This window comes from Streptomyces sp. NPDC098101 (assembly GCF_044760185.1).
Classification (GTDB): domain Bacteria; phylum Actinomycetota; class Actinomycetes; order Streptomycetales; family Streptomycetaceae; genus Streptomyces.
The window spans coordinates 76,053-99,969 of record NZ_JBIWAS010000003.1 but is presented as its reverse complement, the minus strand read 5'-3'; the positions used below and the strand labels follow the sequence as shown (position 1 = coordinate 99,969).

Here is a 23,917-nt window from a genome sequence, read left to right as displayed (position 1 = left end):
AATCGGCGTCGCCGCCCGGGGCCGGTCCCGCTCGCGGGGTTCGCGGGAGGGCGACCGGCGGTCGTGGTCCGGTCCCGGGATTCGCGGGAGGGGCCGGCCAGCGGTCATGGGCCGGCCGCGGAGTTCGCGGGAGGAGAACACGATCGGCGGTCGTGGTCCGGTCCCGGGGTTTCGGAACCTGATCGGCGGTCGGGTCCGGTCCCGGGGTTCCGGAGTCCGATCGGCGGTCGGGTCCGGTCCCGTCCCGGGCGACACGCCCGGAGCGTGGAGGGGTCGGGTGGTCCGGTGGAGGGGGTGCGGGTCGTCTCCCGGGGCGTGGTCGTTCCGGGCGGGCCGGATGTCCGCCGCGTCACGTCACGATTCACACCGCGCGCTTGGGGCACTATGACGGGGTGGCAGCCGCACGGTCCCCCGTACGATCCGAGGATCACGCCGGGCCGCTCCGGAGAGCGGGCCGGTCGGTCGGCCGTGCCCTGCACCTGCCGTTCACCGGCACCGCGAAGGGCATCCGGAAGGCCACCCACGCGCACGGCGCGGGCGAGTCGGGGCTCGGCAAGCTGATCGAGCTGCACGCCGTGAACGGCGCCGGGGACGTCATGATCACCGTCGCCCTCGCCTCCACCGTCTTCTTCTCCGTGCCGACCGACGAGGCCCGCGGCCGCGTCGCCCTCTACCTCGCCATCACCATGGCCCCGTTCACCCTCCTCGCGCCCGTGATCGGCCCGCTCCTGGACCGCATCCCGCACGGCCGGCGCGCGGCGATGGCGGGCGCGATGGGGACCCGCGCGGTCCTGGCGATCATGATGTCCGGGGCCGTCGCGACCGGCGGCATCGAGCTCTACCCGGCCGCGCTCGGCGTGCTCGTGGCCTCCAAGGCGTACGGGGTGGTCCGCAGCGCGGTCGTGCCCCGGCTGCTCCCACCGGACTTCTCGCTCGTGAAGGCGAACTCCAGAGTCACCCTGGCCGGGCTGCTCGCCACCGGGATCGCCGCGCCCGTCGGCGCGGGCCTCCAGATGATCGGGCCGGGCTGGCCGCTGTACGGCGCGTGCGCGCTGTTCCTGCTCGGCGTGTTCTGGGCGCTGCGGATGCCGCCCAAGGTGGACTCCGCGAAGGGCGAGCGGCGGGCGCACCTGCTGACCCACGGCGAGAAGAAGCCGAGCCTGCGGACGGTCGGCCCGGCCGTCCTGCACGGCCTGGCGGCCAACGCGGCCCAGCGGATGCTGTCCGGCTTCCTGATCTTCTTCCTGGCGTTCCTGCTGCGCGAGCACCCCCTGTCGGGGCAGAGCGCCGCCGTCTCCCTCGGCATCGTGGGCGTGGCGGCGGGCGTCGGCAACGCGTGCGGGACGGCGGTCGGCTCGCTGCTCCGGGACCGGGGCCACGGCCCCGAGGTGATCATCGCCACGATGATCAGCGTGGTCCTCGGGACGGCGATCTGTACGGCGATCTTCTTCGGCGGCGTCATGGTCGCCGTCCTCGGCGCCGTCGCGGGCCTCACCCAGGCCCTGTCGAAGCTGTCCCTGGACGCGCTGATCCAGCGGGACGTGCCGGAGGTGGTGCGCACCTCGGCGTTCGCCCGCTCCGAGACCGCCCTCCAGATGGCGTGGGTGGTGGGCGGCGCGATCGGCATCGCGCTCCCCCTGAACGGCACCCTCGGCATGTCCGTCGCCGCCGCGATCCTGGCCCTGGGCGCCCTCCTGGCCGTCCGCGGCCTCCTCTCGGCCGCCCGCCGCCGCCCGGGCCCGAAGAACCGTTCGAAGACGCGGGTGGCGTGACGGACGGCGCGAAAGGGACCCCCGGCCTCCTGGCCCCCGGGTGGTGACGGACGGCGCGAAAGGCACCCCCGGGCGGTACGGATGGCCCAGCCCTTCCGGTACGCGGAGGCGGCACGCCGTACCCCCGCGTGGCGCGGAAGCGGCGGCCCGATAGCCTTCGGCTCATGACCGTTGCGTTCTTCTCCGGCTCGCGCCGCCGGACCGCCGTCGCCCTCGGGGCCGTCTCCGCCGGGCTCCTCGTCCTCTCCGCCTGCGACAAGCCGACTCCGCTCGCGACCCTGACGGTCGGGACCGAATCGGTCCACTCCGAGGCCGCCTGCTACAACAACGGCGACGCCATCAAGGAGTCGCAGGTCCAGGAGTGCCTCAACAAGAAGGCCGAGAAGACCCTCACCGTCGCGCCGGACGACAAGATCCGCTTCGGCGTGGACCCCGAGGTCGCCGACAACGGCTGGACGATCTTCCTCGGCGGCCAGCAGGCCGAGGCCGAGCCGTACAAGAAGACCTACCGGACCATTCCGGCCAGCGCCTTCTTCGCCGGCCAGAGCCAGACCGGCGAGACCCTGGACAAGACCCAGGTGACCATCGTCGAGAACACCGGCAAGAAGCTGACCGGCATCTGGCACTTCCAGCTGAAGAAGGAATCCTGATCCGCCGGTGGTCCACCGGATCCTGATCGTGACGGCCGTGGCGGCGGAGGCGGACTCCGTCTCCGCCGGCCTCGCCCCCGTCGCGACCGCCGCCCCGGAGCACGTCCCGCTGCCCGGGGGGCTCGCCCTGCGCCGCCACGCGGACGGGGACCGCGCGCGCGTCGACGTCCTCGTCGGCGGGGTCGGCCCCGCGTCGGTCGCCGCCGCGACGGGCACGGCCCTGGCGTACGCCTCGCTGACGGGCGGGGCACCCGAGCGGCGTCCTTACGACCTGGTCGTCTCCGCCGGGATCGCCGGCGGGTTCCAGCCGACCGCCCCCCTCGGGTCCCTCGTCGTCTCGTCCGCGATCGTCGCCGCCGACCTCGGGGCGGAGACCCCCGACGGGTACCTCGCCGTCGAGGAGCTCGGCTTCGGACGGTCCGTCCACCCCGTGTCCGGGGAGCTGACCGGCCGGATCGCCGCCGCCCTGGCCGCCGGGGGCGTGCCGTGCGCCGTCGCGCCCGTCCTCACCGTCTCCACCGTCACCGGCGGCGCCCGGCGCGCCGCCGAGCTGACGGAGCGGCATCCCGGGGCCGCCGCCGAGGCGATGGAGGGCTTCGGCGTCGCCGAGGCCGCCGCCGGGTACGGGGTGCCCGTCGTCGAACTCCGGGCCGTGTCGAACGCCGTCGGCCCCCGCGACCGCGCCGCCTGGCGCATCGGGGACGCCCTGGACGCGCTCCGGCGCGGCGTCCTGCTCCTCGGCCGAACCGTCTTCGTGGAGGCGCCGTGCACCTGAAGATCGCCTATTCGCCCTGCCCCAACGACACCTTCGTCTTCGACGCCTGGGCCCACGGGCGCGTCCCGGACGCCCCCCGGCTCGACGTGACCTTCGCGGACATCGACGTCACCAACGGCTGGGCCGAGAGCGGCACCGACGCGCACGACGTCCTGAAGGTGTCGTACGCCGTGCTGCCCTGGATCCTCGACGAGTACGCCCTGCTGCCCTGCGGCGGCGCCCTGGGCCGGGGCTGCGGGCCGCTCGTCCTGACCCGGGAGGCCGGGACGGGCGCCGGCCTGTCCGGGAAGACCGTCGCCGTCCCCAGCGAGCGCTCCACCGCCTACCTGCTGTTCCGGCTGTGGGCGGCCGAGGCCGTGCCCGGCGGGGTCGGGGAGGTGGTCGTGATGCCGTTCCACGAGATCATGCCCGCCGTCCGCGACGGCAAGGTCGACGCGGGGCTCGTCATCCACGAGGCCCGCTTCACGTACCAGGAGTACGGGCTGCACCGGCTCGCCGACATGGGCGAGCACTGGGAGTCCACGACGGGCCTGCCGATCCCGCTCGGCGCGATCGTCGCCCGCCGCTCGCTCGGCGCGGAGACCCTCCGGCGGCTCGCGGACGCGGCCCGCGCGTCCGTGCGGATGGCCTGGGACGATCCGGCGGCCTCCCGGCCGTACGTCATGGAGCACGCGCAGGAGATGGACCCGAAGGTGGCGGACCAGCACATCGGTCTGTACGTGAACGAGTTCACCGCCGACCTCGGCGAGCACGGCTACGCGGCGGTGCGCGGGCTGCTCACCCGCGCCGCGGCCGAGGGACTCGTACCGCCCCTCGGCCCGGACGCGCTGTCGTTCCCGTAGGACGGATCAGACGTCGAGCTGGTCCGCGACCGCCCGCAGCAGACCGGCGATCTTCTTGCCCGCCGCCTTCTCCGGGTAGCGGCCGCGCTCCAGCATCGGCGTGATGTTCTCCAGGAGCGTCGTCAGGTCCTGCACGATGGACGCGAGTTCGTCGGGCTTGCGGCGCTGGGCTGCGGCGACGGACGGGGTGGGGTCGAGGATCGTGACGGACAGCGCCTGGTCGCCGCGCTGACCGGCGACGACTCCGAACTCCACCCGCTGGCCCGGCTTCAGTGCCTCGACTCCGGCGGGGAGCACCGACGAGTGGACGAAGACGTCGCCGCCGTCGTCACGGGAGAGGAAGCCGAAGCCCTTCTCGCTGTTGAACCATTTCACCTTGCCGGTAGGCACGTCCGTCCTCGTCCTCGTCGATGGGGATGGCAAACGGCGGGTCGACCGACCCGCCGGCACCAAGGCTAATGGTCCGGAGGCCGGTGACAAGACGTCGCCGATGTGTTCCTACGGCCTGGGAACTACCCTGGCCGGATGCACAGTGAAACCCCTGCCGTGCCGGTGGACGACAGTGCCCCGGGTGACGGCCTCGTCAAGGCCGGTGTGGTCGTCTTCGCGATCGGCGCGGTCGCGACGCTGGTCACCGTGGCTCCGCTGTTCCTCGGGACGGACCCGTTCCCCACGGTCGCGTACACCGTCTCCATGCTGATGGGGGTCGGATTCCTCGTCGCCGCCGCCGGTGTGATGCGCTCGATCGCGGCCCAGCGCCGCCAGGCCAGGGGCAGCGCGGGCGCGTCCCCTCAGGCCAGGTAGCCCTCCCACCAGGCACGGAAGTCCGTCAGGTCCGTCAGGACCACGTCCGCGCCGGCCTCCCGCAGCTCCTCGGCGGGGCAGGGGCCGGTCGCCACGGCCACCGAGAGGGCGCCCGCGGCGGCGGCGCCCCGGACGTCGCCGGTGTGGTCCCCCACGTACACGCGGGCGCCGTGGGCGCGCAGGGCCTCCGCCTTGCCCTCGGCCCACAGGCCGCCGACGACCGCGTCGGGCTCGATGCCGAGGCGCGCGAAGTGCAGTTCGGCGTGCGGGCCGTTCTTGGCGGTGACGACGAGCGTCCGGCCGCCCGCCTCGCGGACGGCCCGCAGCGCGTCCTCGGCGCCCGGCATCGGGACGGTGGGCCCGATCGCGTACTCCGGGTAGAGCGCCCGGTAGCGGGACACCATCTCCGGGACCCGCTCCTGCGGGAACCAGTACGCCATCTCGTGTTCGAGCGGCGGCCCGAGGCGGGTCACGACGAGGTCGGCGTCGATCACGGCCCCGGTCTCGGCGGCGAACGCCTCCCACGTGGCCTTGATGCCGGGGCGGGTGTCGAGGAGGGTCAGATCGAGGTCGAAACCGACGGTGAGGGGCGCGCTCGGAGAGGTCATGGGTCCATTCTTGCTCCAGGCGTTCGAGGGCCGGTCCGGGGTTCCGACCGGCGGCCCGGCAGCTCAGTGCTTGCGGGACCTCCACAGCAGGAACAGGGCCGACGCGATCGCCGCGCCCCGGAGGACCCACGGCCAGGTGTCGGCGATCGCCGTGCCCATCGCCTCGCCGCCCCGGGCCACCGGGTCGCCCCAGCGGCCCTCGACGCGGCCCCAGAGCCAGAGGGCCCCGGAGCCGGCGGCGAGTCCCGGGATGACCATGACCGCGGCCTTGACCTCGCCGGGGGTCAGCCGGCGGGAGGCGTACGCGAGGAGCCAGCCCGCGGCGAGGGCGAGGAGTGAGCCGAAGACCGCGCCGCCGAGCAGGAGCAGCGCGGCGAGCAGCACGAAGGGGTTGGCGAGGCGGGGCCGGGGCGGCGCCTCCGCCACCGCCTCGGGGGCCGGCGCGGGAGCGGCCTTGCGCGGGCGCAGGAGCCGGACGAGCCGCTCACGCCTTCCGGGCGCGGGGGCCTCGGCCTCCTCCTCGTCCTCCTCGGGGGCGGGCGGCCGGAAGAGGTCCGGGCGCTCGATCCCGCCGACGAAGCCGGGGAAGCCGTCGGCCGCGTCCTCCGTCCGCCACCAGTCGGGCTCCTCCGCCCCGCCGGACGACGACGGCCGGTCCGGGGCCGACACGCCGGGACGCGGCCCGGGGATTCCGGACCCGCCGGAGCCGTCGGAGCCGTCGCGGGGTGACCGGGAGGCGGGTGCGGAACTCGCCGTACCCGCACCCCTCCCCGTACGGGAAGCGGCCCCCGGCTCCGGAGCGCCCCCGCGCGGTCGCGGCACCGGGCCCCGGCCCGCCCCCGGCTGAGCGGCGCCCCCCGGCGCCCCCGCCCGGTCCACGACCTCGTCCGGGGTGCCCAGGGCGCCGAGGATGCCCCGTACCGCCGCGGGGGTCTCCTCGCCCCCGGTGGCGCGCCGGCGGTCGATCTCGTTCCGGAGGGTCGACACGAGCCTCATGCGGTCGCCCGCCGGCAGATGGCGCTGCTGGGCCAGATCGCCGACCCGGCTCAGGTAGTCGTAGACCAACTGGTCGCTCTCGATGTCCACGGTGCCCCTCCACGGCCGGTTCGCCCGGTACGGCCCGACGTTAGCGCCTGCGCAGCGGTTAACGTGGTCCGGATGGGGATCGGTGGGATCGGTGGGCTCGACCGGGAGGCGCACGTGGCCGAGGGAACTGGCGCCGCCGCGGCGCCCCGCACGCTCGCGGAGGCGCTCCGCGCGCGGGGCGACGAGGGACTCGCCGCGCTGCTGCGCGCCCGCCCCGACCTGCTGAACCCCGTACCGAACGACCTGACGCAGCTGGCGACCCGCGCCGGGACGCGGGGGTCGGTGGTGCGGGCCCTGGAGCGGCTCGACCGGTTCGCGCTCCAGACGGCCGAGGCGCTCGCCGTCGCCCCGGACCCCGCCCCGTACCCCGTGCTCCTCGCCCTGCTCACCGGCGACGAGGGCGACGCGACGATCGAGGCGGCGCTGCCGGGCGCGGTGGCGCTGCTGCGCGAACAGGCGCTCGTGTGGGGCGAGGACGACCGGCTGCGGCTCGTGCGGACCGCGCGCGAACTGCTCTCGCCGTCGCCGCAGCACCCCTCGCCGACCGGGCTCGGGCCGACGGTCGCCGAGGCGACGTCCGGGATGTCGCCGGGCCGGGTGCAGGAGATCATCGCGGCGGCCGGGCTCGCCGCGACGCACGACCCGGTGTCGGCGGTGACGGCCCTGACCGGGCTCTTCACCGACCGGGCCCGGATGGGCGCGCTCCTCGACGAGGCGCCGCCGGAGGCGCTGGCCGTCCTGGACCGGCTCGTGTGGGGGCCGCCGTACGGCGAGGTGACGGCGAACCCGGCGCCGCCCGTGCGCTGGCTGCGCGACCGGGGCCTGCTGCTCCCCGTGTCGGCGCGGACGATGGTCCTGCCGCGCGAGGTGGCGCTGCACCTGCGGGGCGGGCGGGCGCACCGGGCGCCGGAGCCGGTGGCCCCGGAGGTGGCCGTGCTGCGCGAGCACCGCCCCCAGGTGGTGGACGGCGCGGCGGCCGGGCAGGCGTACACGGCGCTGGCGACCGTCGAGGAGCTGCTGAAGTCCTGGGACAAGGGGGGCCCGCAGGTGCTGCGGGCGGGCGGCCTCTCCGTGCGGGACCTGCGGCGGACCGCCGCCGCCCTGGACGTGACGGAGCAGGTCGCCGCCTTCTGGCTGGAGCTCTGCCACGGGGCGGGGCTGCTCGCCTCGGACGGGGAGGCGGACGAGCGGTACGCGCCGACGCCCGCCTACGACGACTGGCTGGACCTGCCGCCCGCCGAGCGCTGGGCCCGGCTCGTCGTGCCCTGGCTGGCCTCGACCCGGACGCCGGGCCTGGCCGGCGGCCAGGACGCGAAGGGGCGCGCCCTGTCCGTGCTCGGCCCGGACCTGGACCGGGCGGCCGCGCCCGAGGTGCGGCACCGGGTGCTCGGCCTCCTGGCGACGCTGCCGCCGGGCGCGGCGGCCGACCCTGAGACGCTGTTCGCGCGGCTGCGGTGGGAGCGGCCGCTGCGGGGAACGGGCCCCTCGGCGGAGAGCACCGACTCCGCGCTCCCCGACGACCTGCGGTCCCGGCTCGCGCGCTGGTCGCTCGCGGAGGCCGAACTCCTGGGGCTCACCGGCCGGGGCGCCCTGTCGGCCCCGGCGCGGGCGCTGCTCAACCTGCCGCTCGCCGAGGCCGCGTCGCCCGCCGACGAGGGCGGCGGGGTGGAGGAGTCGGTGGCGGCCGAGCGGGCGGCGACGCTGCTGGCGCCGCTGCTGCCGGAGGCCGTCGACCACGTGCTGCTCCAGGCCGACCTGACGGCGGTCGCGCCCGGCCCGCTGCGGCGGCCCCTGGCGGACGCGCTCGCCGTGCTCGCGGACGTGGAGTCGAAGGGCGGGGCGACGGTCTACCGGTTCACGCCCGGGTCCGTGCGGCGGGCGCTCGACTCCGGTCTCGCCGCGTCCGACGTGCACGCGTTCCTGGCCGCGCACTCCCGCACGCCGGTGCCGCAGCCGCTCGCGTACCTCGTGGACGACGTGGCCCGGCGCCACGGGCACCTGCGGGTGGGGGCGGCGTCGGCGTACGTGCGCTGCGACGACGACACCGTCCTCGGCGAGATCCTGGCCGACCGGCGCTCGGCCGCGCTCGGCCTGCGGCGCCTGGCGCCGACCGTGCTCGCCGCGCAGACGGACCCGGCGTCGCTGCTCGACGGGCTGCGGGCGATGGGGTACGCGCCGGCGGCCGAGTCGGCGGAGGGGGACGTCCTGGTCACGCGCGCCGACGCGTACCGCACGCCCGCGCGGACGGCCCCCGTGCCCGTCCCGGACGGCCCGCCCGCCCCCGACGCGACCCTCCTGGGCGCGGCGGTGAAGGCGATCCGGGCCGGCGACCGGGCGGCGACGGCGGTCCGCAGGGAACCCTCGGCCCCGACGCCCGCCGGCTCCCTCCCCCGCACCTCGTCCGCCGAGACCCTGGCGACCGTCCAGGCGGCCGCGATGACCGGCTCGGCGGTCTGGATCGGCTACGTGAACGCGGACGGCGCGGCGAGCCAGCGCGTCATCGCCCCGGTCCGCGTGGAGGGCGGCTTCGTGACGGGCTACGACCACACGGCCGACGAGATGCGCACGTACCCGCTGCACCGGATCACGGGGGTGGCGGAGCTGGCGGACGACCAGGTGTGAGGGCCTCCGGAGCCCTGCCCGTACCCGTGGCCATGCGGCACACTGGAGGATTGGCCGTCGCCGGAGCGGCCCGGGAAGGATCTGATCGCGCGTGAACGGACCACTGATCGTCCAGAGCGACAAGACGCTGCTCCTGGAGGTCGACCACGAGCTGGCCGAGGCCTGTCGGCGGGCCATCGCGCCCTTCGCGGAGCTGGAGCGGGCGCCGGAGCACATCCACACGTACCGGGTGACGCCGCTCGGGCTGTGGAACGCGCGGGCCGCCGGGCACGACGCCGAGCAGGTCGTGGACGCGCTCGTGGAGTACTCGCGCTACCCCGTGCCGCACGCGCTGCTCGTGGACGTCGCCGAGACGATGGACCGGTACGGGCGGCTCACGCTCTCCAAGCACCCCGTGCACGGGCTCGTGCTCACCACCACCGACCGGCCCGTCCTGGAGGAGATCCTCCGGTCGAAGAAGGTGCAGCCGCTGGTCGGGGAGCGGATCGACCCGGACACCGTGGCCGTGCACCCCTCCGAGCGCGGGCAGATCAAGCAGACCCTGCTGAAGCTGGGCTGGCCGGCCGAGGACCTCGCCGGGTACGTGGACGGGGAGGCGCACCGGATCGACCTCGCCGAGGACGGCTGGAGCCTGCGGCCGTACCAGAAGCAGGCCGTGGAGGGCTTCTGGCACGGCGGCTCCGGCGTCGTCGTGCTGCCCTGCGGCGCGGGCAAGACGCTCGTCGGCGCCGGGGCGATGGCCGAGGCCAAGGCGACCACCCTGATCCTGGTGACCAACACCGTCTCCGCCCGGCAGTGGAAGCACGAGCTGGTGAAGCGGACCTCGCTCACCGAGGACGAGATCGGCGAGTACTCGGGGACGAAGAAGGAGATCCGGCCGGTCACCATCGCCACCTACCAGGTGCTCACGACCCGCCGGAAGGGCGTCTACCCGCACCTGGAGCTGTTCGACTCCCGCGACTGGGGCCTCATCGTCTACGACGAGGTGCACCTGCTGCCCGCGCCCGTCTTCAAGTTCACCGCCGACCTCCAGGCCCGCCGCCGCCTCGGTCTCACCGCGACCCTGGTGCGCGAGGACGGGCGCGAGTCGGACGTGTTCTCGCTGATCGGGCCGAAGCGGTTCGACGCGCCGTGGAAGGAGATCGAGGCGCAGGGGTACATCGCGCCCGCCGACTGCGTCGAGGTCCGGGTGAACCTGACCGACTCGGAGCGGCTCGCGTACGCGACGGCCGAGCCGGAGGAGAAGTACCGCTTCTGCGCGACGACGGCGACGAAGCGGAAGGTGACGGAGGCGTTGGTGAAGAGGTTCGCCGGGCAGCAGACCCTCGTCATCGGGCAGTACATCGACCAGCTGGACGAGCTGGGCGAGCACCTCGACGCGCCGGTCATCAAGGGCGAGACGCCGAACAAGGAGCGGGAGCGGCTCTTCGACGCGTTCCGCACCGGCGAGATCGGCGTGCTCGTCGTCTCCAAGGTCGCGAACTTCTCGATCGACCTGCCCGAGGCGACGGTCGCCATCCAGGTCTCCGGCACCTTCGGCTCCCGGCAGGAGGAGGCGCAGCGCCTCGGCCGGGTGCTGCGGCCGAAGGCCGACGGGCACCAGGCGCACTTCTACTCGGTCGTCGCCCGCGACACCATCGACCAGGACTTCGCGGCGCACCGGCAGCGGTTCCTGGCGGAGCAGGGGTACGCGTACCGGATCGTGGACGCGGACGAGCTGCTGGCGCCGTAGCGCGCCGCTCAGTCCAGGGCGGCGAGGAACGGGCCCGCGAAGGCCAGGGCGTACTGGGCGGCGACGAGCGCGCGGCGGGGCACGGCGAGGGCGGCCGCGCCCGCGACGGCGCCGAGGACCAGGGCCCAGAAGCCGGCGGCGAGGAAGCCGTCGTCCACGCCGTCGCCCTCGATGGCGTCGGTGAGCCCGAGGACGGCGGTGACCACCAGGCACCCGGCGAGGAGGAGGAACCCGCAGAGCGCGAAGACGCGGAGGGTGCGGGGGCTCGGGGCGGTGGGCTCGGCGGTGGTGGCGGTGGCGGACTCGGTGGGGGCGGGCTCGGTGGGGGCGGGCTCGGTGGGGGCGGGCTCGGTGGGGGCGGGCTCGGTGGGGTGCGGTGTCGTCATGCCCCGATCACATCAAGGGGGCGGGGGCCGCGTCAGGCGTCGGGGTACTCAGCCGGGCGGGGCGCGTACTCAGGCGGACGTGCGCCCGGGCGCGTACCTCGGGCGGGGGTCTCTCACCCCCGCCTCCGGCGGGCCGTAGTCGCCGAGGAGGACGACCCCGGCCGCGGCGCCGCCGAAGGCGCGTATCGCGCGGAGGGCGAGGCCCACGCGGTGGAGACGGGGGGCGGTGGTCACGAGGGTGAAGGTCGTCGCGGACATGCTTCCATCATGGAATCCGGACATTACGAACACATCGGTCTGAGGGCCGATCCGGGGCGGACCCGGGGTCGGTCTCACGTCGGACCCCGTCCCCTACGGGGTGGACGCGGGCGCCGTACGGGGAGGACGCGGGCGCAATCCATTCGCACCGCGCCCCGCCCAGGGTCTACACTCGCCAGCTTCCCCGCCTCCCCCGTGGAGCGCCGCCGTCCGGTCGGAAACCGGCGGCCACTTCGCCGTGTCCGCGCATCCGCCCCGGAGGCTCCGCCGTGTCCGTGCCCGTGTCCGTGCCCGATCAGCCGCTGTCCGACGACGATCCGCTCGCGCGTGAACGCGCCCATCTGGCCGACTCCCGCGCCGCCCTGCGCGCGATGCGCGAGGACGTGCAGGCGCTCGACATCAAGGACGTCACCGCGAACTGGGTGAACGCGGTCGTCCTGGAGCGGCAGATCGAGGACCGGATCAAGGCGCTGGCCGACCTGGCCGGGACGCCGCTGTTCTTCGGGCGGCTCGACTACCTGCGCACCACGCAGGAGGGGCAGCGGTTCTACATCGGGCGGCGGCACGTGCACGACGCCGGCGGCGATCCGATGGTGATCGACTGGCGCGCCCCGGTGTCGCAGCCGTTCTACCGGGCGTCGCGCAAGGACCCGCAGGACGTGGGGCTGCGGCGCCGCTTCGGGTACACGGGCGGCGAGCTCACCGCGTACGAGGACGAGCACCTGTCCGACCCGGAGGAGCTGGAGCGCACCAGCCGGCTGCTCCAGGCGGAGATCGAGCGGCCGCGCGTGGGTCCCATGCGGGACATCGTGGCGACGATCCAGCCCGAGCAGGACGAGATCGTCCGGTCCGACCTGTCGGGGTCGGTGTGCGTGCAGGGAGGGCCCGGGACCGGCAAGACGGCGGTGGGCCTGCACCGTGTCGCGTACCTGCTCTACGCGCACCGGGAGCGGCTGGCCCGCACCGGGACGCTCGTCATCGGGCCGAACCGCTCCTTCCTCCACTACATCGAGCAGGTGCTGCCCGCGCTCGGCGAGCTGGAGGTGCAGCAGGCGACGGTGGACGACCTGGTGGCGCACGTCGAGGTGCGGGGGACGGACGCGGCGGCGACGGCGGTCGTGAAGGGCGACGCCCGCATGGCGGAGGTGCTGCGGCGGGCGGTCCGCTCGCACGTGAAGCTGCCGCGGGAGTCCCTGATGGTGGTGCGCGGCTCGCGCCGCTGGCGGGTCCCGGCGTACGAGATCGAGGAGATGGTGCGGGAGCTGCTCGACCGGGACATCCGGTACGGGGCGGCCCGCGAGGCGCTTCCGCAGCGGATCGCGCACGCCGTGCTCGTACGGATGGAGCAGGCGGGCGAGGCGCCGGACGACCGGGTGCAGAACGCGGTGGCGCGGAACGCGGCGGTGAAGGCGGTCGTGAAGGAGTGCTGGCCGCCGGTGGACCCGGCGAAGCTGGTGCTGCGGCTGCTGAGCGACGCGGAGTTCCTGGCGGAGCACGCCGAGGGGGTGCTCACGGAGGACGAGCGGAAGCTGCTCCTGTGGGAGAAGCCGGGCCGGAGCGTGAGGACGGCGAAGTGGTCGGCGGCGGACGCGGTGCTCGTGGACGAGGCGATGGACCTGGTGGAGCGGACGCACTCGCTCGGGCACGTGGTCCTGGACGAGGCGCAGGACCTGTCCCCCATGCAGTACCGGGCGGTGGGCCGGCGCTGCACGACCGGTTCGGCGACCGTCCTGGGCGACCTGGCGCAGGGGACGACGCCGTGGGCGACGGGGAGCTGGGCGCAGGCGCTCGGGCACCTGGGGAAGCCGGAGGCGGTGGTCGAGGAACTGACGGCCGGTTTCCGCGTGCCGCGCGAGGTCATCGCGTACGCCTCGCGGCTCCTTCCGCACATGTCGCCGGGGCTCGCGCCGGTGGAGTCGGTCCGGGAGAACCCCGGTTCGCTGGACGTCCGGCACAGCCGCGCTGAGGACCTGGACGCGGCCGTCGTCGCGGCCTGCGTCGAGGCGCTGGGCCACGAGGGCTCGATCGGCCTGATCGCCGCCGACGCGCGGATCGCACCGCTCGCGGAGGCGCTGGCGGCGGCGGGCCTGCCGCACCTCTCGCCCGGCGAGGAGACGACGTCCGCGTCCCGTCTGACCCTGGTCCCGGCGTCGCTCGCGAAGGGCCTGGAGTACGACTACGTCGTCCTGGACGAGCCGGCCGCGGTCGTCGACGGCGAACCCGACGAGCGCACGGGCCTGCGCCGCCTGTACGTGGCGCTGACGCGAGCGGTGTCGGGCCTGACGGTCGTTCACTCCGCGCCCGTGCCGGAGCAGTTGGGGGAGGTCTGATCCGGGGCGGTCAGGCGAAGTCCGCCAGGGCCTCGGTGCGGGTGCGCCGGGCGACGGACGCCAGGACCGGGTTCTTCTCCCGGTAGTACGCCTCGGTCACGACGCCCCAGCACAGGGCCCAGCCCCGGCCGCGGGCCCAGGTGGCGTCGTCGACGCGGGAGGCCTCGCGGAAGAGGGGGCGGGTGGCGGGGGTGAGGAGGGACCAGGCGGCCAGCGTGTCGCAGGCCGGGTCGCCCGTGCCGAGGCCGCCGAAGTCGATGACGGCGGACAGGCGGCCGTTCCTGGTGAGGAGGTTGCCGGGGAGGAGGTCGGCGTGGACCCAGACCGGGTCGCCCCGCCACGGCGGGAGGCGGAGCACCGCCTCCCAGGCCTCCGTGACGGCGGCGGCGTCGAGCGTGCCGTCCGCGCCGAGGGTCTCGATCGCCGGCGCCATGGCGCCCCGCTCCCAGTCGGTGACCGGGCCGCCCCGGAAGGACACCGGGCCGCCGGTCGCGTCCACCCCGCGCAGGGAGACGCCGAAGCGGCCCAACTCGACGGCGGCGTGGGCGAGATCGGTGATCGGGGCGCGGTGGGCGTCGTCCCCGTCCAGCCACCGGTACACCGACCAGGGCCCGGCGAAGCCCTCCCCCGGCTCGCCGTGCCCGACCGGCACGGGGACGGGCAGCGTCAGGTGCGGGGCGAGGCGCGGCAGCCAGTACCGCTCCTTCTCGGCCTGTCCCCCGGCCCACCCGGCCTTCGGCAGGCGCACGGCGAGCTCGTCCCCGAGCCGGAACATGGCGTTGTCCGTCCCCGCCGAGTCCACGGCCCGTACGGGCAGGTGCGCCCACCGGGGGAACTGGGCGGCGATCAGGCGTGCGACGAGGGTGGTGTCCGGTACGGGGGAGGCCGACATGCGGGCGAGGATACGGAACCGGACCCGGGGCCCGCTCCCTCTTTAAAGGGCGGGCCCCGGGTCCGGGTTCAGGCCGTGCAGCCGAGGGCCTTCTTCACCTTCGGCACGAAGTCGACGGTGAACGCCTCGATGTTCCGGCGGCGTTCGGCGACGTCGCCGCCGGACTGGTCTCCGACGACGACGTGCACGACGAGGTGGTCCGCCTTCGGTCCCGCGCACGCCGTGCTGACCATGGAGTTACGGTCGCCGAGCGCCCCGAGGCCGGAGAACGGCAGCTTCTCGATCTTCTCCCGGTTGGCGAAGCGGAAGGCCTCCAGCTCGGCCATCGGGTCGTAGAGCTTGTCGACCTTGTCGACCCTGAGGCGGACCGCGGGCTCGCCGTCCACCCGGATGTCGCACGCCCCCTGGACGCTCGTGCCGGTCTCGATCAGCGAGCCGCCCGTGACGTCGAGCTTCTCCCCGTCGAAGAGGAACGGATCGAGCGTCTTCCCGTCGAGTGCGACCCCGCAGGCCTCCTTCGGAACCGTGTACTCCCGCCCGCCGCCACAGGCGGCGACGGACAGGGCGAGGCACGCCGTGAGGACGGCGGCGGACGTGCGGCGGAACGTTCTGGTCATTGGGTGCCCGACACTCCCTCGGCCTTCTTGTTGCCGTCGTTCGCGGCGCCCTCGATCTGCGAGTAGGCGCCGTGGTTCTTCGAGTAGCCCTCGTGCGCCGGGTCCTCCGCCCAGTCCTTGTTCTGCTGGTACCAGAGGTCCGCGAGGTTCTGGAGCTCCAGCCTGCGGTTGGAGTACGTCTCGGTGTGGTCGGCGGTCGCCTTGGCGTTGATCCTGTTCTGCTCGTCCTCCAGCATCTTCGACGTGACCACGTCCACCACGCGCTGGGCGGCGTCACCGGCCGGGTGCCACGGGGTGACGAGACCGCCGATGACGTGGTACCTGCCGACCTTGTCCCACGAGGCGTCGGCGAGCTTCTCGCCCTTCTCGCCGTTGGTCGCCTGGTAGCGCGCCTCCTCCAGGAAGCCGACCGTGCGCCCGGCACGGTCCAGGCTGTCCTCCGGGTGCGCCTTCTCCGTGTAGATGTCGGCCGTGATCGCTCCGTGCATCTGCTGGACGAGCTCGGTGTAGGCGTCCTTGTTCCGCGAGATCTGCTTGCTGACCTCCATCAGCTGCCCCGAGTCGAGCTCCTGCTCCACGAGCGGGTTGCTCATCGCCTTGTGGACCTGGTCGCCGTGGTTGCCCAGGGCGAGCGCCATGTCGTCGCGCAGCTCCGGCGGGAAGTCGTTGCCGGTGCTCGCCATGATGCCCAGGGTGCGCTTCATGGCCTCCCGGTGCTCCGGCGTGTGCGGCGGGAACTCCGCGTCGGGGGCCTTCGGGTCGGTGACGCCCGACACCGCCGCGAACATCGCCTTGCCCGTCGCCTCCAGCGTCTCGTTCGGGCCGTCGTCCAGGGGGGAGTCGTCGAACGACGGACGGTCCTTGAGCACCCACTGGGCGTTGTCCTGCGGCTCCTTGGTGTTGAAGAAGTCCGTGGCCGCGTCGGGGCTGTTGGAGAGCGCCGTCATGAAGCCGGCCATCGGGTCGCGGCCGAACTCCGCGTCGCCGATGAAGTTCATCTTCAGCGTCGGTTCCATCAGGTAGAACCGGTCCGGGATCTTCATCTTCTTCTCTTGGGCGACCAGCGCGTCGCCGTACTTGGTGAGGAACCGGTCGTCGTAGTCGCCGGTGCGCATGAGGTTGCTCATGATCTGGAAGCCGTAGGCGTCGCCGGTGCGCGTGTGGAACCGCTCGCTCCCCAGCTTCACCATGTCGTTCTCCCACTGCCGCATGGCGGGGCTGTCCGACTGGGTGGCGCCGCCCAGGACGAACCCGAGGTTCTTCTGGAAGTCGCCGAGCTGGTTGAGCTGGGTCTGCGTCAGGTCCTTCGTGCTGTCCGGGCTCGACAGGTCGGCCCAGAAGTCGAGCATCGCCTTGGGGCCCACCTGCGTGGCGAACTTCTCCTGGAACAGCGGGTCGTTCCGGTACGAGGCGAGCAGCCCGTTCAGCTTCTGGAACTCCTCGGGCGACATCTCGTCGCCCTTCTCCTTCAGGATCTTGGCGGCTTCCTCGGCCTTGCGGAGGGCGTCGATCGCGGAGTCGCGGTCGCCGTACTTCGCGCCCGAGAAGCCGACCTCGGCCTGGTCGACGAGGGCGCGCAGCACGGTCGCCGCCGTCGTGTCGCTCTCCGTCGCCCGGTCCAGGATGACCTGGATGTCGTCCCGCAGGTGCTCGGCGTCCTGGGGGGAGTGGTCCGGGACCTCGTGGCCCTTGGCGGCCCGGTCCGGGTGGATGATCATCGTCACGGTGAAGCCGCCGCCCCCGGTGGAGGTCACCGTCAGGTTCTTCTTGCGGCCGCGTTCGAGCGCCTGGTCGAGCTGCTGCTTGTAGCTGACCAGCTCGTCGTGGGTGTCCTTGAGGATGTCGTGGATGCTCTTCGCCTGCGTGTGGGCGTCGGAGAACTCGCCCGCCGTCTTGCCGATGAACTCGCGGGAGACCGTGGCGTTCACACCGGCCCAGTCGGCCTTGTCGGCCTTCGCCTTCAGGTCGTCGCGGGCGTCGGTCTCCAGCTTCTTGAGCTTGTCCACCACGCCCTTCCAGGCGGTGATCGCCTGGCCCAGCTGGCCGAAGCTGCCCTGGCGCAGCGTTTCGATGTCCATCAGCGCTGCGTCCTCTCGGTGAAGCCCTCGTCCAGCGTCGTGATGCTGCTGACGATGCCGTAGACGTAGTGCTCGTCGCCGGCGTGCGCGTTCTGGGTGAAGTCCATGTGGTTCGAGATGTGCGCGCAGGCGTCCAGCAGGGTCTTGAGCTGCTTCTCCCAGCGCTCCTGCACGTGGTCGAGGGCGCCGCCCAGCGCGAAGCCCTGGGTGCTCAGGTCCTTGGCGGCCGACTGGCTGACGGACCAGGCGTCGCGGCCGTGCTTGCCCAGGTTGTCGAAGAGCCGGAACGCCGAGTCGCCGATGGCCGCGAGGGCGTCCTGACCGACCTTCAGGTCGCCTCCCGGCGCCGCGCCGCCGGGGCCTTCGTCGGGCACCCGGTTCAGCTGCATCCCCGTCGACTGCTTGTCGGCGGCCTCCGTCTTGAGTTGCTCCCACTCGTCCCAGGCCATCGGAACCCTTCCCCCGTGCAATCGTTCGTCACGTTGACGCGGGGACCCGGACGCGCGTCCGAGCCACCGAATGATCAATCGAACGTCACGGGAGTCTAGGGCCTTACGGCGCGTCATGTGAGCGCCGGATCGAAGGATCGCCGCTCCGCGGGGCGTTGCCGCTGGTCGCGCCGGGGGCGCCCCCGGTCCGTTCCCACCGGAGGGGCGACGGGCGGGCTCCGGCCGCCCCCCGCCTTCCCTGCTTCGCAGCGGCGAAGGAACCGCCCGTATCGGCGCGTACGGGGGCCGTTCACCGCGCGGGAACGGGCGGGCGGGGGCGCTGCCGGTGTCCTGCCGGCCGGGCCTCGGGTACGGGCGGGGGCGCCGCGCCCGGGCCCTCAGGCCTCCGGCGGCGCGTCCACCGCTTCCCGCCACGTACGGACCGCGTCCGCCGAGACCGGGGCCGCCCAGCCCTCGGGGCGGGCCGCGCCGCCGATGTGGAAGGCGTCGAGGCCGGCCGCGCGCAGTTCGGGGAGGTGGTCGAGGCGGAGGCCGCCGCCGACGAGGATGCGGGCCTCGTAGCCGGGCTCGCCCGCGCGGGCGGCCTCGGCCTTGAGGGTGGCGAGGCCGTCGTCGACGCCGGTGGCGGCACCGGCCGTGAGGTAGGTGTCCAGGCCCGGCAGGTCCGCGAGGGCCTTGCGCAGTCCGTCGCGGTCGGCGGCCCGGTCGATCGCCCGGTGGAAGGTCCAGCGGCAGCCGTCGAGGACGGCGATCAGGCGCTCGACGGCGACCAGGTCCGGCTCGCCGTCGGGGGTGAGGAAGCCGAGGACGAACTCGTCCGCGCCGGCCTCCCGAAGGTCGGCGGCGCGCGCCACGAGGGCGTCGGTGCCCTCGGGGCCGCCGGCCGAGAAACCGTCGGTGAGCCGGAGCATCACGCGCAGCGGGATGTCGACGGCGGCGCGGATCGCGGCGAAGCCGGCCCCGGACGGGGTGAGCCCGTCCGCCGCCATGTCGGTGACGAGTTCGAGCCGGTCGGCGCCGCCGGTCTGGGCGGCGACCGCGTCCTGCTCGTCGAGGGCGATCACCTCAAGGACTGCACGGTTGCTCATCGAAGCCCATTCCTCCATGAATGACGGCTATAGGTCTAGTCCAATGACCAGCCTAGCCGTGCTCGTGGCCGCCCGCATCGTGCTCGGCCTCACCCTCTGCGGAAACGGGTGCCCCGGAAACGCCCACCCGTACCGTGAAGGCCGCCGTCCGCACCTCGCCCTCGTGCCGGAAGTCCAGGAACAGACGGTACGTGCCCGCGCTGGGCGCCGTCGCCGTGAAGGAGACGTCCGGGCCGGGACCGCCCGCGTTCGGGTGGACGTGCAGATAGGCGAGGTCGCCCTCGCGCAGGGCGACGAGGTGCCCGTACGCCCCGAGGTACGGCTCCAGGTCGGTGACCGGCTTCCCGCCCCTGGAGACGGTGAGCCGCAGCTCACCGGGCTTTCCGGGGTCGAGGGTGCCGCCGAGGCGAACCTGATAGCCGTCCACGGTCGCGGCCGGCGCGGCGGCGGGCACCGGCTTCGGCGCGTACTCCCCCGGTACGGAGACGTCGGCGCCGAGCGTGAGGGCCCGGGCCCCGGGCGCGGCGGGCTTGAAGTCCGCGAAGGCCTTGTAGGGCCCGGCGGCCGGCAGGTCGGTCTCGGCCGTCCAGGTGCCGTCGGCGGCCTTCGCGGGGTGCAGGTGGCGGAAGACGGTCAGGTCGCGCGAGGCGACGACGAAGTGCAGTTCCTTGCCGTGCTCGGGGGTGAAGGCGGTGACCTTCTTCCCGGCCGCGTCCTGGATCGAGAACCTCAGGACGGTCCGGCCGGGGCCGGGCGCGGGGGTCGGGTCCTCCAGGGCGAGGGTGTAGCCGCCCTCGGAGACCTGGAGGCCGCCGGGGGCGCTCGCGGCGGGGGTCTCCTCCCCGTGGTCCGGGTGCCCGTCGGCCGCCGGGGCCTCCGCGGGGGTCTTCGCCGGGGTCTTCTCCGGGGCGGCGGGGCCGACGGCCGCACCGACCCCGTACGCCGTCCCGAAGGTCGCGGCGAGCGCGGCGGCGAAGGCGGTGATCTTCGCACCGGTGTTCATGGCTGCTCTCCCGTAGCTCGTACGTGGGCGGTGCGGGCCGCATAGGCCGTGCAGGCCGTGCGGATGACCGCGCCTTGAACCGTTCGATGCACCTCACGATACCCCTAGGGGGTATCAAGTCAAGCCGGGGATCCGCTTGCCATGAATACGGCAGGGGGGTATACATGGAACCGTGAAGCGATACCCCCCTAGGGTATCGAGGGAAGGGAATCGACCGAGGAGGAAGCCATGGGCTCCTGCTGCACCCCCGACCACGGCTGCTCGACCGGCACGGACGGCACGACCACGACCACGACCGTGGGCGTCCCGCTGACCGCGACCACCGGCACCGAGCCCGACGACACCGCGATCGCCGCCGTCACCGCCGCCGACGCCGACGCGGGCCACGAGCCGGCCGGCCGCGCCTGACCGCACCCGCACCCGCGCTCGTACCCGTACCCCCGTCCCGTACCCCACGAGGAGCAGAGTCCATGGCTACGACGTCATCCGGCACGGCTCAGGTCGAGCTCGCCATCGGCGGCATGACCTGTGCCTCGTGCGCGGCCCGCATCGAGAAGAAGCTCAACCGCATGGACGGGGTCGAGGCCACCGTCAACTACGCCACCGAGAAGGCGAAGGTCACCTTCGACGCGGACGCGGGCGTCGGCGTCGCCGACCTCATCGCCACCGTCGAGGCCACCGGCTACACCGCCGCCGAGCCCGAACCCCCGAGGAACGAGGCCGGCGCGGGCCCCTCCGACGAGGAGCGGGCCGACGAGGAGCTGCGGCCCCTCCGGCAGCGCCTGGTCACCGCCGTCGTCCTCGCCGTCCCCGTCATCGCCATGGCCATGGTCCCGGCCCTCCAGTTCGCGTACTGGCAGTGGCTGAGCCTCACGCTCGCCGCGCCGGTCGTCGTCTACGCCGCCTGGCCCTTCCACAAGGCCGCCTGGACCAACGCGAAGCACGGCGCGGCCACCATGGACACCCTGATCTCGGTCGGCACGGGCGCCGCGTTCCTGTGGTCGCTGTGGGCGCTGTTCTTCGGCACGGCCGGGACGCCCGGCATGACGCACCCCTTCGAGTTCACGATCGCCCGCAGCGACGGCGCCGGGAACATCTACCTGGAGGCCGCCGCGGGCGTCACCGCCTTCATCCTGGCCGGCCGGTACTTCGAGGCCCGCTCCAAGCGGAAGGCGGGCGCCGCGCTCAAGGCCCTGATGGAGCTGGGCGCCAAGGAGGTCACCGTCCTGGAGGACGGCCGCGAGGTCACCGTACCGACCGGCGAACTCCGCGTCGGGAACCGCTTCCTGGTCCGCCCCGGCGAGAAGATCGCCACCGACGGCACCGTGGTCGAGGGCTCGTCCGCCGTGGACGCCTCCCTGCTCACCGGCGAGTCCGTCCCGGTCGAGGTCGGCGTCGGGGACGCCGTCACCGGCGCCACCCTGAACGCGGGCGGACGGCTCGTCGTCGAGGCCACCCGCGTCGGCTCCGACACCCGGCTCGCCCACATGGCGAAGCTGGTCGAGGACGCGCAGAACGGCAAGGCCGCCGCCCAGCGCCTCGCGGACCGGATCTCGGCCGTCTTCGTGCCGGTCGTCATCGCGCTCGCCCTCGGCACCCTCGGCTTCTGGCTCGGCACCGGACAGGGCCTCACCGCCGCGTTCACCGCCGCCGTCGCCGTCCTGATCATCGCCTGCCCCTGCGCCCTCGGCCTGGCCACCCCGACCGCCCTCATGGTCGGCACCGGGCGCGGCGCGCAGCTCGGCATCCTCATCAAGGGCCCCGAGGTCCTGGAGACCACCCGCAGGGTCGACACGATCGTCCTGGACAAGACCGGCACCGTCACCACCGGCCGGATGACCCTCCTCGCCGTCCACACCGCCGGGGGCACGGACGAGAAGGACGTCCTGCGGCTCGCGGGCGCCCTGGAGCACTCCTCCGAGCACCCGATCGCCCGGGCCGTCGCCACCGGCGCGGCCGACCGGGTCGGCACCCTGCCCGTTCCCGAGGACTTCGCGAACGTCCCCGGCCTCGGCGTACAGGGCGTGGTCGACGGACACGCGGTCCTCGTCGGCCGCGAGAAGCTCCTGGAGGAGTGGGCGATGTCCCTCCCGCCGGAACTCAGGTCCGCGAAGGACACGGCGGAGAAGGCGGGGCGGACCGCCGTCGCGGTCGCCTGGGACGGGGAGGCGCGCGCGGTCCTGGAGGTCGCGGACGCCGTCAAGGACACCAGCGCCGAGGCGGTCCGGCGGCTGCGCGGGCTCGGCCTCGTCCCGATCCTGCTCACCGGCGACAACCGGGCGGTCGCGGAGGCCGTCGCCGCCGAGGTCGGCATCGACGAGGTGATCGCGGAGGTCATGCCGCAGGACAAGGTCGACGTCGTCAAGCGCCTCCAGGCGGAGGGCCGTTCGGTCGCGATGGTCGGCGACGGCGTGAACGACGCCGCCGCGCTCGCCCAGGCCGACCTGGGCCTGGCCATGGGCACGGGCACGGACGCCGCCATCGAGGCCGGCGACCTGACCCTCGTACGGGGGGACCTGCGGGCGGCGGCCGACGCGATCCGGCTCTCCCGCCGGACCCTCGGCACGATCCGCTCGAACCTCTTCTGGGCCTTCGCCTACAACGTGGCGGCGCTGCCGCTCGCCGCGGCCGGACTGCTCAACCCGATGATCGCGGGCGCGGCCATGGCCTTCTCCTCGGTCTTCGTGGTCGGCAACAGCCTGCGGCTGCGGGGATTCAAGGCGGCGGACGGCTGAGCGGGGCGGCGCGCGGGGGCCGGGGCCGAAACCGAAGCCAGAGCCGGGCCCGTCCGTTCGGACGGGCCCGGCTCGCGGGCGCCTCGGCGCACCCCGCTCCGTACACTCCCCCGCATGACTTCTGTGGCGCTGGCGGTCCACGACGGGACGATGCTGTTCGAGACCGCGGCGGCCTGCGAGGTGTTCGGCGTCGACCGGGGGATCACCGACGGCTGGTACGACTTCAGGGTCTGCGCCGCGCGGGACACCGCCGCCGCCCGGGTCGGCGGCTGGCTCCGGATCGACGCCCCGCACGGCCTCGACGCGCTGGCCGGGGCGGACACCGTCATCGTCCCGTCCTGCGCCGACGTGGACGCCGCCCCGCCCGCCGACCTCCTGGAGGCCGTGCGCACGGCGCACGCGCGGGGCGCGCGGATCGTGTCGCTGTGCACGGGGGCGTTCGTCCTGGCGGCGGCGGGCGTACTGGACGGCCGCCGCGCCACCACGCACTGGGCGCACACTGGCGACCTGGCGGCCCGTCACCCCCGGGTGGAGGTCGACCCGGACATCCTCTACGTCGAGGACGGCAACGTCCTGACCTCGGCGGGCAAGGCCGCCGGGATGGACCTGTGCCTGCACCTGGTCACCGCCGACCACGGCGCCGCCGTCGCCGCCGAACTGGCCCGGCGGCTCCTGGTTCCGGCCCGCCGCGCGGGCGGCCAGGCCCAGTACGTCGCCGGGCCGACGTCCGCCGACGCGGCGGACGCCTTCGCGGACCTCCTCGCCTGGGCGGGCGCCCGGCTCGACGAGCCGCTGACGGTCCCCGACCTGGCCCGCCGGGCGAACATGAGCACCCGGAACCTGACCCGCCGCTTCGCCGCCACCACCGGCACCACCCCGCTGCGCTGGCTGCACACCCAGCGCATCCACCGGGCCCAGGAACTCCTGGAGACCACGGACGACAGCGTCGAACTCGTCGCCGCCCGCACGGGGATGGGCACGGCGACGACCCTGCGCCGCCACTTCCACAACGCGCTCGGGGTGCCGCCGGACACGTACCGGCGGACGTTCCGGAGCGCGGCGCGGAGCACGGGGACCGCCTCCTGACCCACCGGGGCCTGCCCCTACGGACAGCCCCGACTGCCCTCGGGTACCTGGTCACGGGACGAGGCCGCCTTGTATCCAGATACACAGGAACGGCCATGTCCCCG

General features: G+C 74.2%; 22 protein-coding genes. 11 read left to right on the top strand and 11 right to left on the bottom strand.

From position 1 onward, the window contains the following. Positions 1-392: 392 nt before the first annotated feature. From ACIQVI_RS13315 to ACIQVI_RS13300, 4 genes are all read left to right on the top strand, one after another. Entirely contained in the window at positions 393-1,772 is a 1,380-nt protein-coding gene (locus ACIQVI_RS13315; protein WP_351969585.1) for an MFS transporter, read from the top strand. Between the two features lie 164 nt (positions 1,773-1,936). Further along, complete coding sequence (locus ACIQVI_RS13310) at positions 1,937-2,422, top strand: DUF2771 domain-containing protein (protein WP_351969584.1); 486 nt, start codon at positions 1,937-1,939, stop codon at positions 2,420-2,422. A gap of 7 nt (positions 2,423-2,429) precedes the next feature. After that, on the top strand, positions 2,430-3,197 hold the full coding sequence (locus ACIQVI_RS13305; RefSeq protein WP_403594819.1) for a futalosine hydrolase: 768 nt from the start codon (positions 2,430-2,432) through the stop codon (positions 3,195-3,197). Further along, positions 3,188-4,039, top strand: a complete 852-nt coding sequence (locus ACIQVI_RS13300; protein WP_121828216.1) for a 1,4-dihydroxy-6-naphthoate synthase — start codon at positions 3,188-3,190, stop codon at positions 4,037-4,039. Before ACIQVI_RS13305 ends, ACIQVI_RS13300 begins: the two co-directional genes overlap by 10 nt. 6 nt (positions 4,040-4,045) lie before the next feature. Here the strand turns inward: ACIQVI_RS13300 and ACIQVI_RS13295 are convergent, their stop codons facing one another. Further along, positions 4,046-4,429: a cold-shock protein gene (locus ACIQVI_RS13295; RefSeq protein ID WP_062753125.1), complete on the bottom strand. Its 384-nt coding sequence runs from the start codon at positions 4,427-4,429 to the stop codon at positions 4,046-4,048. 135 nt (positions 4,430-4,564) lie between these two features. On the opposite strand from ACIQVI_RS13295, the gene ACIQVI_RS13290 reads away from it, so the two are divergent. Then, entirely contained in the window at positions 4,565-4,843 is a 279-nt protein-coding gene (locus ACIQVI_RS13290) for a hypothetical protein (protein ID WP_403594814.1), read from the top strand. Here the strand turns inward: ACIQVI_RS13290 and ACIQVI_RS13285 are convergent. After that, a complete protein-coding gene (locus tag ACIQVI_RS13285) occupies positions 4,831-5,451 on the bottom strand; it encodes an HAD family hydrolase (RefSeq protein ID WP_403594811.1) in 621 nt (206 codons plus the stop codon). The genes ACIQVI_RS13290 and ACIQVI_RS13285 overlap by 13 nt on opposite strands. Positions 5,452-5,514: 63 nt before the next feature. Continuing rightward, positions 5,515-6,537: a hypothetical protein gene (locus ACIQVI_RS13280; protein WP_403594808.1), complete on the bottom strand. Its 1,023-nt coding sequence runs from the start codon at positions 6,535-6,537 to the stop codon at positions 5,515-5,517. 72 nt (positions 6,538-6,609) lie between these two features. Between ACIQVI_RS13280 and ACIQVI_RS13275 the strand changes: the two genes are divergently transcribed. Next, on the top strand, positions 6,610-9,159 hold the full coding sequence (locus tag ACIQVI_RS13275; protein ID WP_403594805.1) for a helicase-associated domain-containing protein: 2,550 nt from the start codon (positions 6,610-6,612) through the stop codon (positions 9,157-9,159). 91 nt (positions 9,160-9,250) lie between these two features. Continuing rightward, positions 9,251-10,891, top strand: a complete 1,641-nt coding sequence (locus tag ACIQVI_RS13270) for a DNA repair helicase XPB (RefSeq protein WP_351969578.1) — start codon at positions 9,251-9,253, stop codon at positions 10,889-10,891. A gap of 8 nt (positions 10,892-10,899) precedes the next feature. On the opposite strand, the gene ACIQVI_RS13265 is transcribed toward ACIQVI_RS13270, so the two are convergent. Beyond that, a complete protein-coding gene (locus tag ACIQVI_RS13265; RefSeq protein ID WP_403594801.1) occupies positions 10,900-11,277 on the bottom strand; it encodes a hypothetical protein in 378 nt (125 codons plus the stop codon). A gap of 69 nt (positions 11,278-11,346) precedes the next feature. Continuing rightward, positions 11,347-11,535, bottom strand: coding sequence for a hypothetical protein (locus ACIQVI_RS13260; RefSeq protein WP_351969576.1), 189 nt, complete (start codon positions 11,533-11,535; stop codon positions 11,347-11,349). A gap of 269 nt (positions 11,536-11,804) precedes the next feature. On the opposite strand from ACIQVI_RS13260, the gene ACIQVI_RS13255 reads away from it, so the two are divergent. Next, positions 11,805-13,865, top strand: coding sequence for a HelD family protein (locus ACIQVI_RS13255; protein ID WP_403594798.1), 2,061 nt, complete (start codon positions 11,805-11,807; stop codon positions 13,863-13,865). Positions 13,866-13,875: 10 nt separating this feature from the next. Here ACIQVI_RS13255 and ACIQVI_RS13250 read toward each other — a convergent pair whose 3' ends face one another. The 6 genes from ACIQVI_RS13250 to ACIQVI_RS13225 all read right to left on the bottom strand — a co-directional run bounded on the left by ACIQVI_RS13250 (position 13,876) and on the right by ACIQVI_RS13225 (position 19,992). Then, positions 13,876-14,757, bottom strand: coding sequence for an aminoglycoside phosphotransferase family protein (locus tag ACIQVI_RS13250; RefSeq protein ID WP_403594793.1), 882 nt, complete (start codon positions 14,755-14,757; stop codon positions 13,876-13,878). Between the two features lie 68 nt (positions 14,758-14,825). Then, entirely contained in the window at positions 14,826-15,374 is a 549-nt protein-coding gene (locus tag ACIQVI_RS13245) for a hypothetical protein (RefSeq protein WP_403594790.1), read from the bottom strand. Further along, positions 15,371-17,452, bottom strand: coding sequence for a hypothetical protein (locus ACIQVI_RS13240; RefSeq protein ID WP_403594787.1), 2,082 nt, complete (start codon positions 17,450-17,452; stop codon positions 15,371-15,373). The genes ACIQVI_RS13245 and ACIQVI_RS13240 overlap by 4 nt, the downstream gene beginning before the upstream one ends. After that, complete coding sequence (locus ACIQVI_RS13235; protein ID WP_403594783.1) at positions 17,452-17,901, bottom strand: hypothetical protein; 450 nt, start codon at positions 17,899-17,901, stop codon at positions 17,452-17,454. The genes ACIQVI_RS13240 and ACIQVI_RS13235 overlap by 1 nt, the downstream gene beginning before the upstream one ends. Before the next feature lie 377 nt (positions 17,902-18,278). Continuing rightward, positions 18,279-18,989, bottom strand: coding sequence for a copper homeostasis protein CutC (locus tag ACIQVI_RS13230; RefSeq protein WP_403594780.1), 711 nt, complete (start codon positions 18,987-18,989; stop codon positions 18,279-18,281). A gap of 52 nt (positions 18,990-19,041) precedes the next feature. Beyond that, complete coding sequence (locus ACIQVI_RS13225; RefSeq protein ID WP_403594777.1) at positions 19,042-19,992, bottom strand: hypothetical protein; 951 nt, start codon at positions 19,990-19,992, stop codon at positions 19,042-19,044. A 228-nt stretch (positions 19,993-20,220) separates the two neighbouring features. Between ACIQVI_RS13225 and ACIQVI_RS13220 the strand changes: the two genes are divergently transcribed. The 3 genes from ACIQVI_RS13220 to ACIQVI_RS13210 all read left to right on the top strand — a co-directional run bounded on the left by ACIQVI_RS13220 (position 20,221) and on the right by ACIQVI_RS13210 (position 23,813). Next, positions 20,221-20,400 (top strand): hypothetical protein, encoded by a 180-nt coding sequence (locus ACIQVI_RS13220; RefSeq protein ID WP_403594774.1) that lies wholly within the window; start codon positions 20,221-20,223, stop codon positions 20,398-20,400. A gap of 62 nt (positions 20,401-20,462) precedes the next feature. Next, positions 20,463-22,727: a heavy metal translocating P-type ATPase gene (locus ACIQVI_RS13215; protein ID WP_403594771.1), complete on the top strand. Its 2,265-nt coding sequence runs from the start codon at positions 20,463-20,465 to the stop codon at positions 22,725-22,727. A 114-nt stretch (positions 22,728-22,841) separates the two neighbouring features. Then, positions 22,842-23,813 (top strand): helix-turn-helix domain-containing protein, encoded by a 972-nt coding sequence (locus tag ACIQVI_RS13210; RefSeq protein WP_403594768.1) that lies wholly within the window; start codon positions 22,842-22,844, stop codon positions 23,811-23,813. The last annotated feature ends 104 nt before the right edge of the window (positions 23,814-23,917 follow it).

Excerpts from the sequence above, each read along its gene's own strand:
- ACIQVI_RS13310 (WP_351969584.1), top strand. The coding sequence starts at position 1,937 with ATGACCGTTGCGTTCTTCTCCGGCTCGCGCCGCCGGACCGCCGTCGCC.
- ACIQVI_RS13290 (WP_403594814.1), top strand. The coding sequence starts at position 4,565 with ATGCACAGTGAAACCCCTGCCGTGCCGGTGGACGACAGTGCCCCGGGT.
- ACIQVI_RS13285 (WP_403594811.1), bottom strand. The coding sequence starts at position 5,451 with ATGACCTCTCCGAGCGCGCCCCTCACCGTCGGTTTCGACCTCGATCTG.
- ACIQVI_RS13275 (WP_403594805.1), top strand. The coding sequence starts at position 6,610 with ATGGGGATCGGTGGGATCGGTGGGCTCGACCGGGAGGCGCACGTGGCC.
- ACIQVI_RS13265 (WP_403594801.1), bottom strand. The coding sequence starts at position 11,277 with ATGACGACACCGCACCCCACCGAGCCCGCCCCCACCGAGCCCGCCCCC.
- ACIQVI_RS13260 (WP_351969576.1), bottom strand. The coding sequence starts at position 11,535 with ATGTCCGCGACGACCTTCACCCTCGTGACCACCGCCCCCCGTCTCCAC.
- ACIQVI_RS13250 (WP_403594793.1), bottom strand. The coding sequence starts at position 14,757 with ATGTCGGCCTCCCCCGTACCGGACACCACCCTCGTCGCACGCCTGATC.
- ACIQVI_RS13245 (WP_403594790.1), bottom strand. The coding sequence starts at position 15,374 with ATGACCAGAACGTTCCGCCGCACGTCCGCCGCCGTCCTCACGGCGTGC.
- ACIQVI_RS13240 (WP_403594787.1), bottom strand. The coding sequence starts at position 17,452 with ATGGACATCGAAACGCTGCGCCAGGGCAGCTTCGGCCAGCTGGGCCAG.
- ACIQVI_RS13235 (WP_403594783.1), bottom strand. The coding sequence starts at position 17,901 with ATGGCCTGGGACGAGTGGGAGCAACTCAAGACGGAGGCCGCCGACAAG.
- ACIQVI_RS13230 (WP_403594780.1), bottom strand. The coding sequence starts at position 18,989 with ATGAGCAACCGTGCAGTCCTTGAGGTGATCGCCCTCGACGAGCAGGAC.
- ACIQVI_RS13225 (WP_403594777.1), bottom strand. The coding sequence starts at position 19,992 with ATGAACACCGGTGCGAAGATCACCGCCTTCGCCGCCGCGCTCGCCGCG.
- ACIQVI_RS13220 (WP_403594774.1), top strand. The coding sequence starts at position 20,221 with ATGGGCTCCTGCTGCACCCCCGACCACGGCTGCTCGACCGGCACGGAC.
- ACIQVI_RS13215 (WP_403594771.1), top strand. The coding sequence starts at position 20,463 with ATGGCTACGACGTCATCCGGCACGGCTCAGGTCGAGCTCGCCATCGGC.
- ACIQVI_RS13210 (WP_403594768.1), top strand. The coding sequence starts at position 22,842 with ATGACTTCTGTGGCGCTGGCGGTCCACGACGGGACGATGCTGTTCGAG.